Source organism: Pseudomonas sp. UYEF17 (assembly GCF_040546125.1).
In the GTDB taxonomy this organism is placed as follows: Bacteria; Pseudomonadota; Gammaproteobacteria; order Pseudomonadales; family Pseudomonadaceae; genus Aquipseudomonas; species Aquipseudomonas putida_Z.
The window spans coordinates 379,019-393,613 of sequence record NZ_JBEPNE010000004.1; the positions used below are offsets into that span (position 1 = coordinate 379,019).

15 protein-coding genes are annotated in these 14,595 nt (G+C 64.4%); 6 read left to right on the forward strand and 9 right to left on the reverse strand.

From position 1 onward, the window contains the following. Positions 1-14: 14 nt before the first annotated feature. Positions 15-722: an arginyltransferase gene (locus ABIB24_RS09255; RefSeq protein ID WP_013973288.1), complete on the reverse strand. Its 708-nt coding sequence runs from the start codon at positions 720-722 to the stop codon at positions 15-17. 56 nt (positions 723-778) lie between these two features. Next, positions 779-1,459 carry a leucyl/phenylalanyl-tRNA--protein transferase gene (gene aat, locus ABIB24_RS09260; RefSeq protein ID WP_075045644.1) on the reverse strand — a complete coding sequence of 227 codons (681 nt, stop codon included), beginning with the start codon at positions 1,457-1,459 and terminating at the stop codon, positions 779-781. A gap of 417 nt (positions 1,460-1,876) precedes the next feature. On the opposite strand from aat, the gene ABIB24_RS09265 reads away from it, so the two are divergent. From ABIB24_RS09265 to cysG, 6 genes are all read left to right on the forward strand, one after another. Next, entirely contained in the window at positions 1,877-4,426 is a 2,550-nt protein-coding gene (locus ABIB24_RS09265) for a DNA translocase FtsK (RefSeq protein WP_402831064.1), read from the forward strand. Positions 4,427-4,488: 62 nt separating this feature from the next. Continuing rightward, on the forward strand, positions 4,489-5,124 hold the full coding sequence (lolA, locus tag ABIB24_RS09270; protein WP_003258873.1) for an outer membrane lipoprotein periplasmic chaperone LolA: 636 nt from the start codon (positions 4,489-4,491) through the stop codon (positions 5,122-5,124). A gap of 12 nt (positions 5,125-5,136) precedes the next feature. Next, on the forward strand, positions 5,137-6,462 hold the full coding sequence (locus ABIB24_RS09275; RefSeq protein ID WP_013973284.1) for a replication-associated recombination protein A: 1,326 nt from the start codon (positions 5,137-5,139) through the stop codon (positions 6,460-6,462). Next, positions 6,459-6,833 carry a fluoride efflux transporter CrcB gene (gene crcB, locus ABIB24_RS09280; protein WP_075045642.1) on the forward strand — a complete coding sequence of 125 codons (375 nt, stop codon included), beginning with the start codon at positions 6,459-6,461 and terminating at the stop codon, positions 6,831-6,833. Before ABIB24_RS09275 ends, crcB begins: the two co-directional genes overlap by 4 nt. A gap of 30 nt (positions 6,834-6,863) precedes the next feature. Further along, the gene (gene serS / locus ABIB24_RS09285; protein WP_354316352.1) at positions 6,864-8,144 is read left to right on the forward strand and encodes a serine--tRNA ligase; all 1,281 of its coding nucleotides are present in this window, start codon (positions 6,864-6,866) and stop codon (positions 8,142-8,144) included. Further along, positions 8,145-9,536 (forward strand): siroheme synthase CysG, encoded by a 1,392-nt coding sequence (gene cysG, locus ABIB24_RS09290; protein WP_354316353.1) that lies wholly within the window; start codon positions 8,145-8,147, stop codon positions 9,534-9,536. Positions 9,537-9,569: 33 nt separating this feature from the next. Here cysG and ABIB24_RS09295 read toward each other — a convergent pair whose 3' ends face one another. From ABIB24_RS09295 to ABIB24_RS09325, 7 genes are all read right to left on the reverse strand, one after another. After that, complete coding sequence (locus tag ABIB24_RS09295) at positions 9,570-10,529, reverse strand: glutathione S-transferase family protein (protein WP_354316354.1); 960 nt, start codon at positions 10,527-10,529, stop codon at positions 9,570-9,572. 92 nt (positions 10,530-10,621) lie between these two features. Beyond that, positions 10,622-11,626, reverse strand: coding sequence for a glycosyl transferase family protein (locus ABIB24_RS09300; RefSeq protein WP_238066586.1), 1,005 nt, complete (start codon positions 11,624-11,626; stop codon positions 10,622-10,624). Further along, positions 11,623-11,958 carry a TusE/DsrC/DsvC family sulfur relay protein gene (locus ABIB24_RS09305; RefSeq protein ID WP_354316356.1) on the reverse strand — a complete coding sequence of 112 codons (336 nt, stop codon included), beginning with the start codon at positions 11,956-11,958 and terminating at the stop codon, positions 11,623-11,625. Before ABIB24_RS09305 ends, ABIB24_RS09300 begins: the two co-directional genes overlap by 4 nt. Next, entirely contained in the window at positions 11,955-12,251 is a 297-nt protein-coding gene (tusB, locus tag ABIB24_RS09310) for a sulfurtransferase complex subunit TusB (RefSeq protein ID WP_046614859.1), read from the reverse strand. The genes ABIB24_RS09305 and tusB overlap by 4 nt, the downstream gene beginning before the upstream one ends. After that, a complete protein-coding gene (gene tusC, locus ABIB24_RS09315; protein ID WP_354316357.1) occupies positions 12,251-12,610 on the reverse strand; it encodes a sulfurtransferase complex subunit TusC in 360 nt (119 codons plus the stop codon). Before tusC ends, tusB begins: the two co-directional genes overlap by 1 nt. A gap of 1 nt (position 12,611) precedes the next feature. Then, positions 12,612-13,004: a sulfurtransferase complex subunit TusD gene (gene tusD, locus ABIB24_RS09320; protein ID WP_013973276.1), complete on the reverse strand. Its 393-nt coding sequence runs from the start codon at positions 13,002-13,004 to the stop codon at positions 12,612-12,614. Between the two features lie 184 nt (positions 13,005-13,188). After that, entirely contained in the window at positions 13,189-14,568 is a 1,380-nt protein-coding gene (locus tag ABIB24_RS09325) for a nucleobase:cation symporter-2 family protein (RefSeq protein ID WP_137164359.1), read from the reverse strand. Positions 14,569-14,595 lie beyond the last annotated feature (27 nt).

Genomic DNA, 14,595 nt, shown 5'->3' on the forward strand with positions numbered 1-14,595 from the left:
CAAGCCAATGCCTTTCAGTTGAGGGTGACCCAGCGCTGATTTATCAACAGTTCGATAGGCCGATACTGCGTCTTGTAGTTCATTTTCTTGCAGTTCTTGATCCAGTAACCCAGGTAAACCGCCTCCAGGTCCTGGCGCAGGGCTTCGGTGATCTGCCAGAGGATGGCGAAGCGGCCCAGGCTGCGGCGTTCTTCGTCCGGCTCGTAGAAGGTGTACACCGCTGACAGGCCGTTGGGCAGCAGGTCGCATACCGCTACCGCCATCAGGCGGCCTTCCAGGCGGAACTCGTAGAACCAGCAGAACGGCAGGTCGCGCACCAGGAAGGTGGAGAACTGGTCGCGGCTGGGCGGGTACATGTCACCGTCGGCGTGGCGCGTTTCGATATAGCGCCGGTACAGCTCGAAGTACTCTTCCTTGAACGCCGGGCGTGCGGCGGTCACGGTCAGGTCGGCGTTGCGCTTGAGGATGCGCCGTTGCTGGCGGTTGGGGATGAAGCGTGCCGCCGGGATGCGTGCCGGCACGCAGGCATTGCAGTTCTGGCAATGCGGGCGGTACAGGTGGTCGCCACTGCGGCGGAAGCCCATTTCCGACAAATCGGCGTACACGTGCACGTCCATCGGCTGGCTGGGGTCGAGGAACAGTGTGGTTGCCTGTTCGTCGGGCAGGTAGCTGCAGGAGTGGGGCTGAGTGGCATAGAACTTCAACCGCGCCAACTCTGTCATGATCAACCCCCTCGGTGAGACTTTGCTTTAAGTGTAAGCCAGCTATGGGAACTCGCCTAGGGAAGCCATGTGGCGCTGTTGGGCTGGTCGAGGTGGCGTGCCAGGTAGCCGGCGAACTCGGCGCGGCTGATGGCGTGGGCGCCCAGGCTGTGCAGGTGGTTGGTCGGCATCTGGCAGTCGATGAGGACGAAGCCGGCCTGGCGCAGGTGGTTGACCAGGGTCACGAAGCCGACCTTGGAGGCGTTGTCGGCGCGGCTGAACATCGATTCGCCGAAGAACAGCTGGCCCATGGCCAGGCCGTACAGGCCGCCGACCAGCTCGCCATCCTGGCGCACCTCCACCGAATGGGCGATACCGCGCCGGTGAAGCTCGCAGTAGGCGGCGCGCATGGTGTCGGTGATCCAGGTACCGTCGGCGTAGTCGCGTGGCGCGGCGCAGGCGGCGATCACCGCCGGGAAGTCGGTGTCGAAGCTGACCTGGTAACGACCCTGGCGCATCAGCTTGGCCAGCGAGCGCGACACGTGCAGCTGGTCCGGGAGCAGCACCGTGCGCGGGTCGGGCGACCACCAGAGGATCGGCTGGCCGTCCTGGTACCACGGGAAGCAGCCATGGCGATAGGCCTGCACCAGGCGCTCGGGGCTCAGGTCGCCGCCGGCAGCGAGCAGGCCGTTGGGGTCGTGCAGGGCCTTTTCCAGTGGCGGGAAGGTCAGCGAGTCGCGGGTCAGCCAGGTGAGCATGGTCTATCGTGCGGTGGGGGAGGGGAGAGGGCAGCATGGCGCGGGTGAAAAGCAGGGTCAATCTCTTTGGCCCCCAAAGCCAGAGGGGCACCTTGTAGGAGCAGCCTTGCGCTGCGAAGAGGCCATTAGTGCCACAGCCGGTGTGACGGCCTTGGTGGCCTCTTCGCAGCACAAGGCTGCTCCTACAAGGAGCAAGGTTGCCTCGGTAATTTAGGCAATTTCCTACACATTCATGGAACAGCAGGCACCATCCGCTACATTTGCTGTCACACCTGTGCAAAAACACAGCATAAGCCTTTGTCACAAAAGAAAATGCATGCTCAAATTGCAGCTATATGAAAGTCGCCCCCGGCCATACCCCCATCTGGCGTGCCGCCATGGCGGCTGGCGGGCAGTAATGTTAAAAGTAGTGGTTCATTGGCCGCACCGTCGGCCGATCACTATTGGACGCGCAGCACGCGCAGGAATAGACGCGTTTTGAAGAAATCCACCGCAACTCCAGCTCCCTTGCCCGTCCCCCTGTGGCGGCAGCAGCTGCATTATCGCCTCAAGGAAGGTGCGTTGATCGCTGTCGGCGCCCTGTGCCTGTACCTGTGGATGGCGCTGCTGACCTACGATACGTCGGACCCGGGCTTCAGCCACACCAGCAACATCGACCAGGTGCAGAACGCCGCCGGGCGTGCCGGTGCCTACTTCGCCGACATCCTGTTCATGGTGCTGGGGTACTTCGCCTACATCTTCCCGCTGCTGCTGGCGATAAAGACCTGGCAGATCTTCCGCGAACGCCACCAGCCCTGGGACTGGAGCGGCTGGCTGTTCTCCTGGCGGCTGATCGGCCTGGTGTTCCTGGTGCTGTCTGGTGCGGCGCTGGCGCATATCCATTTCCACCCGCCTGCGAGCATGCCGTTCTCCGCCGGTGGCGCACTGGGCGAGAGCCTGGGCGACCTAGCGCGCAACCTGCTGAACGTGCAGGGCAGCACGCTGATGTTCATTGCTCTGTTCCTGTTCGGCCTGACCGTGTTCACCGACCTGTCGTGGTTCAAGGTGATGGACCTGACCGGCAAGATCACCCTCGACCTGTTCGAGCTGGTGCAGGGCGCCGCCAACCGTTGGTGGGAAGCGCGCAACGAGCGCAAGCGCCTGGAGGCGCAGCTGCGCGAGGATGAACCGGTGGTCAAGGCCGCGCCAATGGCCGCCGACAAGCGCGAACCGGCCAAGCCGGCGCTGCGCGAGCGCATCTTCAAGCGTGAAGAAGCACCTGCCCAGCCGGTCGAGCCACGTGAGCCAACCCTGTCGCGCGAGCCTGTGGTGCCACGCGAGTCGCCGGCACCACGTGAGCCGGTAATCTCCCGCGAACAACCTGCCGCGGCCCCGATGATCGTGCCGCCGACACCCGCCAGGGCGCCGGAGCCGAGCAAGCGGGTGATGAAGGAGAAGCAGGCGCCGCTGTTCGTCGACAGCGCGGTGGAAGGCACCTTGCCGTCGATCTCCATCCTCGACCCGGCCGAACAGAAGAAGATCGAGTACTCGCCGGAATCCCTGGCCGGTGTCGGCCAGTTGCTGGAAATCAAACTCAAGGAATTCGGCGTGGAAGTGGCGGTGGACTCGATCCACCCGGGCCCGGTGATTACCCGTTACGAAATCCAGCCGGCCGCCGGTGTGAAAGTCAGCCGTATCGCCAACCTGGCCAAGGACCTGGCGCGTTCGCTGGCAGTGACCAGTGTGCGTGTGGTCGAGGTCATCCCCGGCAAGACCACCGTGGGTATCGAGATCCCCAACGAGAACCGGCAGATGGTGCGTTTCTCCGAAGTGCTGGCCACGCCGCAGTACGACGAGCAGAAGTCGCCGGTCACCCTGGCCCTGGGCCACGACATCGGCGGCAAGCCGGTGATCACCGACCTGGCCAAGATGCCGCACCTGCTAGTGGCCGGTACCACCGGTTCCGGTAAGTCGGTGGGTGTGAACGCGATGATCCTGTCGATCCTGTTCAAGTCCAGCCCGGAAGACGCGCGGCTGATCATGATCGACCCGAAAATGCTCGAACTGTCGATCTACGAGGGCATCCCGCACCTGCTGTGCCCGGTGGTCACCGACATGAAGGATGCCGCCAACGCCCTGCGCTGGAGCGTGGCCGAGATGGAGCGGCGCTACAAGCTGATGGCGGCCATGGGCGTGCGTAACCTGGCCGGCTTCAACCGCAAGATCAAGGACGCCCAGGACGCCGGCGAGATCATCCATGACCCGCTGTACCGCCGCGAGAGCATGGACGACGAGCCGCCTGCGCTGAAAACCCTGCCGACCATCGTGGTGGTGGTCGACGAATTCGCCGACATGATGATGATCGTCGGCAAGAAGGTCGAAGAGCTGATCGCCCGTATCGCCCAGAAGGCACGTGCGGCCGGTATCCACCTGATCCTCGCTACCCAGCGCCCATCGGTGGATGTGATTACCGGCCTGATCAAGGCCAACATCCCGACCCGCATGGCGTTCCAGGTGTCGAGCAAGATCGACTCGCGGACCATCATCGACCAGGGTGGTGCCGAACAGCTGCTGGGCCACGGTGACATGCTGTACATGCCGCCGGGCACCAGCCTGCCGATTCGTGTGCACGGCGCGTTCGTCTCCGACGACGAGGTGCACCGCGTGGTGGAAGCGTGGAAGCTGCGCGGCGCCCCGGACTACAACGACGACATCCTCAACGGCGTCGAGGAGGCCGGCAGCGGCTTCGAAGGCGGCGGCGGTGGTGGCGATGGCGAAGATTCGGAAAGCGACGCCCTGTATGATGAGGCCGTGCAGTTCGTGCTGGAAAGCCGCCGCGCGTCCATCTCGGCCGTGCAGCGCAAACTGAAGATCGGCTACAACCGCGCCGCCCGCATGATCGAAGCCATGGAAATGGCCGGCGTGGTCACCCCCATGAACAGCAACGGCTCGCGGGAAGTGATAGCCCCGGGCGGCCCGCGCGACTGACGAACACCTTGCCGGGCGCCAACGGTGGCGCCCGGCCTTTTCAATGCTCGATGAGGACTCCCATGCGCGCGATTCGCATGCTGTTGGTTTCTGCCCTGGCCGCGGCTTCTGTGTCGGCCACCGTATCGGCTTTTGCCGGTGAGCAAGACGTACAACGCCTGACCCAATTGCTGGAAAAGTCGCAGACCATCGAGGCCAACTTTTCCCAGCTGACCCTGGACGCCGGCGGCACCAGCCTGCAGGAAACCTCCGGCAAGATGACCGTCAAGCGCCCGGGCCTGTTCTACTGGCACACCGATGCGCCGCAGGAGCAGGTGGTGGTATCTGACGGCAAGAACGTCACCCTGTGGGACCCGGACCTGGAGCAGGCGACCATCAAGAAGCTCGACCAGCGCCTGAACCAGACCCCGGCGCTGCTGCTGTCCGGTGACGTGTCGAAGATCAGCCAGAGCTTCGACATCAGCTCGAAGGAGCAGGGCGAAGTGATGGACTTCACCCTCAAGCCGAAGACCAAGGACACCCTGTTCGACTCGCTGCGCGTGTCGTTCCGCAAGGGCCTGATCAACGACATGCAGCTGATCGACAGCGTCGGCCAGCGCACCAACATCCTGTTCAATGGCGTGAAAGCCAACCAGGCGGTGCCGGACAGCAAGTTCAAGTTCGACATCCCCAAAGGCGCGGACGTCATCAAGGAGTAACCAGAGCTCGCCATGGACCTGTTTCGAAGCGAACCCGTCGCCCAGCCCCTGGCCGCTCGCCTGCGCCCGTCCAACCTGGACGAGTACGTCGGCCAGGAGCACCTGCTGGCGCGCGGCAAACCGCTGCGCGAGGCGCTGGAGCAGGGTGCGCTGCACTCGATGATCTTCTGGGGGCCGCCAGGGGTGGGCAAGACCACCCTCGCGCGGCTGCTGGCGCAGTTCTGCGACGCGCACTTCGAAACGGTGTCGGCGGTACTGGCCGGGGTGAAGGAAATTCGCCAGGCGGTCGAGGTGGCCAAGCAGCAGGCTGGCCAGTACGGCCGCCGTACCATCCTGTTCGTCGACGAAGTGCACCGCTTCAACAAGTCGCAGCAGGATGCCTTCCTGCCCTATGTGGAAGACGGCACCCTGCTGTTCATTGGCGCCACCACCGAAAACCCGTCGTTCGAGCTGAACAACGCATTGCTGTCGCGGGCGCGGGTGTATGTGCTCAAGAGCCTGGACGAGGCGGCGCTGCGCAAGCTGGTCAACCGCGCGCTGACTGAAGAACGCGGCCTGGGCAAGCGCAACCTGCGGGTTGGTGACGACGCCTTCAAGATGCTGATGGCCGCCGCCGATGGTGATGGCCGGCGCATGCTCAACTTCCTGGAAAACGCCTCGGACCTGGCTGAAGATGGCAGCGAGATCGACGTCGAGATGCTGCAGAGCCTGCTCGGCGACAGCCGCCGCCGCTTCGACAAGGGGGGCGAGGCGTTCTACGACCAGATTTCCGCGCTGCACAAGTCGGTGCGCGGCTCCAACCCCGATGGCGCCCTGTACTGGTTCGCGCGCATGCTCGATGGCGGCTGCGACCCGCTGTACATCGCCCGCCGCGTGGTGCGCATGGCCAGCGAGGACATCGGCAACGCCGACCCGCGCGCGCTCAGCCTGTGCCTGGCGGCCTGGGATGTGCAAGAGCGCCTGGGCAGCCCCGAGGGCGAACTGGCGGTGGCCCAGGCCATCACCTACCTCGCCTGCGCACCGAAGAGCAACGCGGTATACATGGGCTTCAAGACCGCCCTGCGCGAGGCCGCCGAGCACGGTTCGCTGGAAGTGCCGCTGCACCTGCGCAACGCCCCGACCAAGCTGATGAAGCAACTGGGCTATGGCGACGAGTACCGCTATGCCCACGATGAACCCGACGCCTATGCCGCCGGCGAAGACTACTTCCCCGAGGAGCTCGAGCCGCGCCAGTACTACCAGCCGGTGCCTCGTGGCCTGGAACTGAAGATTGGCGAGAAGCTGCGCCACTTGGCCGACCTTGACCGCAACAGCCCCCGCCAGCGGAGAAAACCGTGATTGCACTGATTGCCGCCGTCAGCGCTGGCGGTATTGCCGGTACCTTGTTGCGCTTTGCTACCACCAACTGGGTGGCTGCCCACTGGCCACGGCACTTCTATCTCGGTACGCTGGCGGTCAACCTGATTGGCTGCCTGCTGATCGGCCTGCTCTATGGCCTGTTCCTGCACAAGCCGATCGTGCCGGTCGAGCTGCGCGCCGGGCTGATCGTCGGCTTCCTCGGTGGCCTGACGACTTTTTCCTCCTTTTCGCTGGATACCGTACGCCTGCTGGAAAGCGGGCAAGTGCCGCTGGCTCTGGGCTATACCGGTATCAGCGTGGTGGGCGGGCTGCTCGCGACCTGGGCCGGCCTGTCCCTGACCCGATTCTGAACCAACACCTACACATAACGAGAGAACGATATGCTCGATTCCAAACTGTTACGCGGCCAACTTCAGGAAGTGGCGGATCGCCTGGCCTCCCGTGGCTTCAGCCTGGATGTCGCGCGCATCGAATCACTGGAAGAGCGCCGCAAGGCTGTGCAGACCCGCACCGAGCAGCTGCAGGCCGAGCGTAACGCCCGTTCCAAGTCTATCGGCCAGGCCAAGGCCAAGGGCGAAGACATTGCGCCGCTGATGGCCGACGTCGAGCGCATGGCCATCGAACTGGCTGCCGGCAAGACCGAACTGGACGGCATCCAGGCCGAACTGGATGGCATCCTGCTGACCATTCCCAACCTGCCGGACGCCAGCGTACCGGTCGGTGCCAGCGAAGACGACAACGTCGAAGTGCGCCGTTGGGGCACGCCGAAGGCTTTCGACTTCGAAATCAAGGACCACGTCGCCCTTGGCGAAGTCAGCGGTGGCCTGGACTTCGAAGCCGCCGCCAAGCTGTCTGGCGCACGCTTTGCCGTGCTGCGCGGCCCGATCGCCCGCCTGCACCGCGCCCTGGCGCAGTTCATGATCAACCTGCACACCGGCGAGCACGGCTACGAGGAGCACTACACCCCGTACCTGGTCCAGGCCCCGGCCCTGCAGGGCACCGGCCAGCTGCCGAAGTTCGAGGAAGACCTGTTCAAGATCAGCCGCGAAGGCGAGGCCGACTTCTACCTGATCCCGACCGCTGAAGTGTCGCTGACCAACCTGGTGGCCGGTGAAATCCTCGACGCCAAGCAGCTGCCACTGAAGCTGGTTGCCCACACCCCGTGCTTCCGCAGCGAAGCCGGTGCTTCCGGCCGTGACACCCGCGGCATGATCCGCCAGCACCAGTTCGACAAGGTCGAGATGGTGCAGGTGGTCGAGCCGTCCAAGTCGATGGAAGCCCTGGAAGGCCTGACTGCCAACGCCGAGCGCGTGCTGCAGCTGCTGGAGCTGCCGTACCGCGTGCTGGCCCTGTGCACCGGCGACATGGGCTTTGGTGCGGTGAAGACCTACGACCTGGAAGTGTGGGTACCAAGCCAGGACAAGTACCGCGAAATCAGCTCGTGCTCCAACTGCGGTGACTTCCAGGCGCGCCGCATGCAGGCCCGCTGGCGCAACCCGGAAACCGGCAAGCCAGAGCTGGTGCACACCCTCAACGGCTCCGGCCTGGCCGTAGGCCGTACCCTGGTTGCCGTGCTGGAAAACTACCAGCAGGCCGACGGTTCGATCCGTGTGCCGGAAGTGCTGAAGCCTTACATGGGCGGCGTCGAGGTTATCCGCTAAATGGATTACCTGCCGCTGTTCCACAAGCTGCAGGGCGGCCGCGTGCTGGTCGTTGGCGGCGGTGAGATCGCCTTGCGCAAGGCGCGCCTGCTGGCCGATGCCGGCGCCGCGCTGCGCGTGGTGGCACCGGATGTCGACGGCCAGTTGGCCGCACTGGCCCGGGAAGGTGGCGGCGAGGTGCTGGTGCGCGGCTATCAGGCAGCCGACCTGGTCGGTTGCCGGCTGGTAATCGCGGCCACCGACGACCCCGGGCTCAATGCCCAGGTGTCGGCGGATGCGCAGGCCCTCAGCCTGCCGGTCAACGTGGTGGATGCGCCGGCCCTGTGCACGGTGATCTTCCCGGCGATCGTCGACCGTTCGCCGTTGGTGGTCGCGGTGTCCAGTGGCGGTGATGCCCCGGTACTGGCGCGTTTGATTCGCGCCAAGCTGGAGGCCTGGATCCCGTCCGCCTATGGCGAGCTGGCCGGCTTGGCCGCGCGCTTCCGCGACAAGGTCAAGGCCTTGTACCCGGATGTCAACCAGCGCCGTGGCTTCTGGGAAACCGTGTTTCAGGGGCCGATTGCCGAGCGCCAGCTGGCCGGGCAGGGCGCCGAGGCCGAGCGCCTGTTGCAGGCGATGGTCGACGGTGCGCCGGTGCAGCAGGGCGGTGAGGTGTACCTGGTGGGGGCGGGCCCGGGCGATCCGGACTTGCTGACCTTCCGTGCCTTGCGCCTGATGCAGCAGGCGGATGTGGTGCTGTACGACCGCCTGGTGGCACCGGCGATCATCGATATGTGCCGCCGCGATGCCGAGCGTATCTACGTGGGCAAGCGTCGCGCCGACCATGCCGTGCCTCAGGACCAGATCAACCGCCTGCTGGTCGACCTGGCCCGGCAGGGCAAGCGTGTGCTGCGCCTGAAGGGCGGCGACCCGTTCATCTTCGGCCGGGGCGGCGAAGAGATCGAGGAACTGGCCGAGCATGGCATCCCGTTCCAGGTGGTGCCGGGCATTACCGCGGCCAGTGGGTGTTCCGCCTATGGTGGAATTCCGCTGACTCACCGCGACTATGCCCAGTCAGTACGTTTCGTGACCGGGCACCTGAAGGATGGCACCAGCAACCTGCCTTGGCATGACCTGGTGGCGCCGGCACAGACCCTGGTGTTCTACATGGGCTTGGTGGGCTTGCCGACCATCTGCGCCGAGCTGATTCGCCATGGCCGCGCGGCCAGTACCCCGGCGGCGCTGGTGCAGCAGGGGACTACGCGTAATCAGCGGGTGTTCACCGGCACCTTGGCGGACTTGCCGGACCTGGTGGCCCAGCATGAAGTGCATGCGCCAACCCTGGTGATTGTCGGGGAAGTGGTGCAGTTGCGTGACAAGCTGGCCTGGTTCGAAGGTTCGCAGAACAGCTGAAATCGTTGGGGCTGCAAAGCAGCCCCTGCAATCTCAAGCCTGCCAAATCCCCTTGCCTGGCAACCGCTCCCGATCATGCGGCAGGTTGAAGTCCTGCAGCGGCCCCTTGGGTACGATCCCGTTCGGGTTGATGGTCTTGTGGCTCATGTAGTAGTGCTTCTGGATATGCTCCATGTCCACTGTACCCGCCACCCCCGGCCACTGGTACAGCTCACGCAGCCAGTTCGACAGGTTGTGATAATCGCTCAGGCGGCGCAGGTTGCACTTGAAATGCCCGTGGTACACCGCATCGAAGCGCACAAGGGTGGTGAACAGGCGCACATCGGCCTCGGTCAGGTATTCCCCGGCCAGGTAGCGGTTGTGGCTCAGCAAGTCTTCCAGGTAGTCCAGTTCGTTGAACACTTCGTCAAACGCAGCCTCGTAGGCTTCCTGCGTAGTGGCAAAGCCTGCGCGATACACGCCGTTGTTCACCGCCGGGTAGATGCGCTCGTTCAGCGCCTCGATGGTCGGGCGCAGCGGCTCTGGGTACAGGTCCAGTGTATTGCCGGTCAGTTCGTTGAACGCGCTGTTGAAGATGCGGATGATCTCCGACGACTCGTTGTTGACGATGCGTTTCTCTTTCTTGTCCCAGAGCACCGGTACAGTCACGCGGCCAGTGTAGTGCGGGTCATCCTGTGTGTAGCGCTGGTGCAGGTACTGCAGCGCGTCGAGGTGGTCGCCGCTGGAACCTTGCTGCTGGTCGAAAGTCCAGCCATGGTCCTGCATCAGCCAGCTGACCACCGACACGTCGATCAACGGCTCCAGGCCCTTGAGGGCACGGAAGATCAGGGTGCGGTGCGCCCATGGGCAGGCTAGCGAGACGTACAGGTGGTAACGGCCAGCTTCGGGAGCGGGCAGCTGATTGCGGCGTTGGGCGTTTTCGCGTTTGAACGTGCCGTCCTTGCCGTTTTCATACCACTGGTCATGCCAGCGGCCATCGATCAAAAGGCCCATGGTGAGCTCCTCGGAACAAAGTTGTTTGTCGTTGGAGCCCAGTCTAGGGGAAAACGTTCGAATAACTAGCGCAAAGACTGCACTCTTACTATCTAGTTATTCGATTGGTTGCGTGCGCCCCAGTAACCACGTGCCGTGGCGAAAGCCTGCTCACGGTCTTGGCCCAGGCCGCGCAAGGCCAGGGCGATGGTCGCGACCACGGCCATTTCACCGTAGCTGTCCTCGGCCTCGCCGCGCCAGACCGCCAGCAATTGCTCGGGCTGCAGGCTTGGCGGCTTCACGTGGCGGCGTTCGCTCAGCGCTGGCCATTCCTCGTCCCAGGCTTCGCCGGCGGTGGTGCCGTACAGATGGCTGATGACATCGGGGTTAACCTCGATCTCGCCGCCATCGCCCTTGATTACCACGGCATGGTCGCCCAGCAGGCGGCTGGCCTCGCGGTGCACCGCCTGGTAACCGGGGTGGAAGATGCTCTGCAGGCCACAACGCGCAGCTAACGGGTTGAGCACCCGGGCCAGCGAGTGGATGGGCGAACGCAGGCCCAGGGTGTTGCGCAGATCGATCATGCGCTGCAACTGCGGCGCCCAGTCCTGCAGCGGGAAGAAGGCCAGGCGCTGCTGGTCCAGGGCCCGGTTGACCGCAGCCCAGTCACGGCATAGCGGGATTTCCAGCAAGGACAGCAACTGCTCGGTGTACATGCGCCCGGCGGTATGTGCACCGCCACCGTGCATCAGGATGCGCACGCCATTGTTGGCCAGGCATTTGGCAGCTAGCAGGTACCAGGGCAGGTGGCGCTTCTTGCCGGCGTAGGTGGGCCAGTCCAGGTCAACGGCGATGCGTGGCGCCTGCAAGTGGGCGCGCAGGGCCTCGGTGAAGCCGGCCAGTTCTTCGGCGCTCTCTTCCTTGTGCCGCAGCAGCATGAGAAAGGCACCGAGCTGGGCATCTTCGACCTTGCCTTCCAGCAGCAGGGTCATGGCAGTGCGGGCTTCTTCACGGGTCAGGCCACGCGCGCCGCGCTTGCCTTTGCCAAGAATGCGCACGAACTCGGCGAACGGGTGTTCGGCGGGGGTTTCCAGTGTAAGCGGGCGAGGTTCTGTCATATGCAGTTGGTCGGCTTGGGCAGGCCCGCCAGCTTGGCGGCCAGTTTGGCGGGAGTGCCGTTGAACAGGTGGTTGAGGTGCGGGCTGTTGCCCTTTTCCGGGCCCAGTTTGAGGGCCGTGTACTTGATCAGCGGGCGCGTGGCCGGGGACAGCTGGAACTCCTGATAGAACTGGCGCAGCAGTTCGAGGATTTCCCAGTGGTCCGCCGTCAACGGGATGCCCTCGCGCGCGGCCAAAGCCTCGGCAGCGGCATGCGACCAGTCTTGCAGGTCGACCAGGAAGCCGTCCTTGTCCAGGGCGATCGCCTGATCGCCAACGTTGAGGGTATTCATAGCCAGCTGTTGACCTTGTCGTAATGCAGCGACAGTTCGACGAACCCGGCGTAGTCCACGGCCTTGGCCAGCTCGTTGCCGACCGCGCGGGCCTGCACGTCTTCTTCCAGGGCGAACAGGCGCTGGGCCAGGCCGGCGGCTTGCAGCTGGCGGTGCGGTTCGCTGCCGCTGCGCAGGGCATATACAGCATCGCCGCACAGCAGCAGGGCGTCGTCGGTGCCGAGCAGGCGCAGGCAGCTGGCCAGGCGCTCGTCGCCAAACGGGGAGTGGGCAATTACATGCAGGGTCGTCATCAGAGCGTTACCACCTGGTCGAAACGGGCGATCAGCGCGGTCAGGGCCGCGTCGTCCAGCACTTGCACCGGCAGCGTCAGAGTGTCGGCTGGCAGGCCGCGGCGAGTGAGGCTGTGGCTGCAGGCGAACAGTTCCTCGACGCCGAACATTGGCAGCGCCTGCAAGTTGGCGGCCAGATTCTTCTGTTGCACAGCGGTGGGCTGCTGGTCCGCAGCGAGCTGGAACACGCCGTCATCGAGGAACAGCATGCCCAGCGGCAGATCGAACGCGCCGCCAGCCAGGGCGATGTCCAGTGCTTCACGGGCCGATGGGCCGTTCCACGGCGCCTGGCGGCTGATGATCAACAAGGATTTGGCCATTTCAGTCGCCTCCGAAGCAGACAAGGCGATCTGCAACTTGCGCTGCCTCATGAAGCTGGCCAAGCCCCGACAGCTCCCAAGGCTTGGGCAGGTTCACGGCCGGGCGCTGGTAGCGGTTGGCCTCGGCCTCGTCGAGCACGCCACGGCGCAAGGCAGCGGCGATGCACACCACTGCGTCCAGCTGGTTGGCTGCAATGAAGGCGCGCCATTGGCCGGCAACATCCAGCTCGTCCTGGGGGGCGACCACGTTGGCCGAGGCACTGTGAACCCCGTCCTGGTAGAAGAACAGCCGGGCAATCTCATGCCCGCCGGCCAGCACCGCCTCGGCGTAGCGCAGGGCGCGCCGCGAGGAGGGCGCATGGGCCGGGGAGAACACCGCGATAGCGAATTTCATGGATAACTCATGCAAAAGGAATGGTGCCATGATAAAGCAAAAAAGCCCGCGCCCGCTTGTACATGGCGGGGCGGGCTTTTTGTCTTGCACCAATCTTCAGGTCTACGCGGCCTCGTGTAGGAGCGGCCTTGCGTCGCGATGGGCTGCAAAGCAGCCCCATGGCCCTGACAGAAGGACTCCAGGCTCAAGCCTGTTCCTTGCTCTCCGGCAAGAACCAGTTCAACACCAGGGCACAGATACCCCCGGTAGCCACGCCCGACTCCAGCACATTGCGAATCGCTGCAGGCATGTGCGCCAGGAACTCCGGCACCTGCGCCACACCCAGGCCGAGGGCCAGGGATACAGCGATGATCAGCAGGGCACGACGGTCCAGGCGAGTGCTGGCCAGGATATTGATCCCCGAAGCCGCAACCGCCCCGAACATGACCATGGCCGCACCACCCAGCACCGGCTCCGGCACCGCCTGGATCACCCCGGCAACGCTCGGAAACAGCCCCAGCAGCACCAGCATCACGGCAATCCACATACCGATATGGCGGCTGGCGATCCCGGTCAGCTGAATCACGCCATTGTTCTGGGCAAAGATCGAGCTCGGGAAGGTGTTGAACAAACCGGCCAGCAGCGAGTTAGCCCCGTTCACCAGCACACCGCCCTTGATCCGCTGCATCCACACCGGCCCTTCGACCGGCTGGCGCGACACCTTGCTGGTGGCGGTTACGTCACCGATGGCTTCCAGCGAAGTTACCAGGTAGATCACCAGCATCGGGATGAACAGTGCCCAGGAGAAGCCCAGGCCGAAGTGCAGCGGCGTCGGCACCTGGAACAGCGCGGCTTCGTGCATGCCGGTGAAATCCAGGCGGCCCAGGTAACCGGCCAGCGCATAGCCGGCCGCCAGGGCAATAACGATGGCGCAGCTGCGCATCCACACCACCGGAATGCGGTTGAGGATGACGATGATCGCCAGCACCACGCCCGACAGCAGCAGGTTCTCGCCATTGGCGAAGGTGCCATTGGCCATGGCGCCGAAGCCACCACCCATGCTGATCAGGCCGACCTTGATCAGGGTCAGGCCGATCATCAGCACCACGATGCCGGTTACCAGCGGGGTGATCAGGCGTTTGACGAAGGGCAGGATGCGCGACACGCCCATCTCGACGAACGAGCCGGCGATTACCACACCAAAGATGGCCGCCATCACGCCTTCTACCGGCGTACCTTGCTTGACCATCAGCGCCCCGCCGGCAATCAGCGGGCCGACGAAGTTGAAGCTGGTGCCCTGGACGATCAGCAGCCCGGCACCGAACGGCCCGAAGCGCTTGCACTGGACGAAGGTGGCGATACCCGAGATGACCAGCGACATGGAGACGATCAGGTTGGTATCACGTGCGGAAACCCCCAGCGCCTGGCAAATCAGCAGGCCAGGGGTGACGATCGGCACGATGATCGCCAACAGATGCTGCAGTGCTGCCAGCAGGCCGATCAACAGCCGTGGCTTGTCCTCAAGACCAAGCACCAGTTCATTGGCAGGCGCCGCCGCGCCTGGGCTGTGTTCGTGTGAGCTCATTGCGAAAAGCTGCCCCGGAAGAAAAAA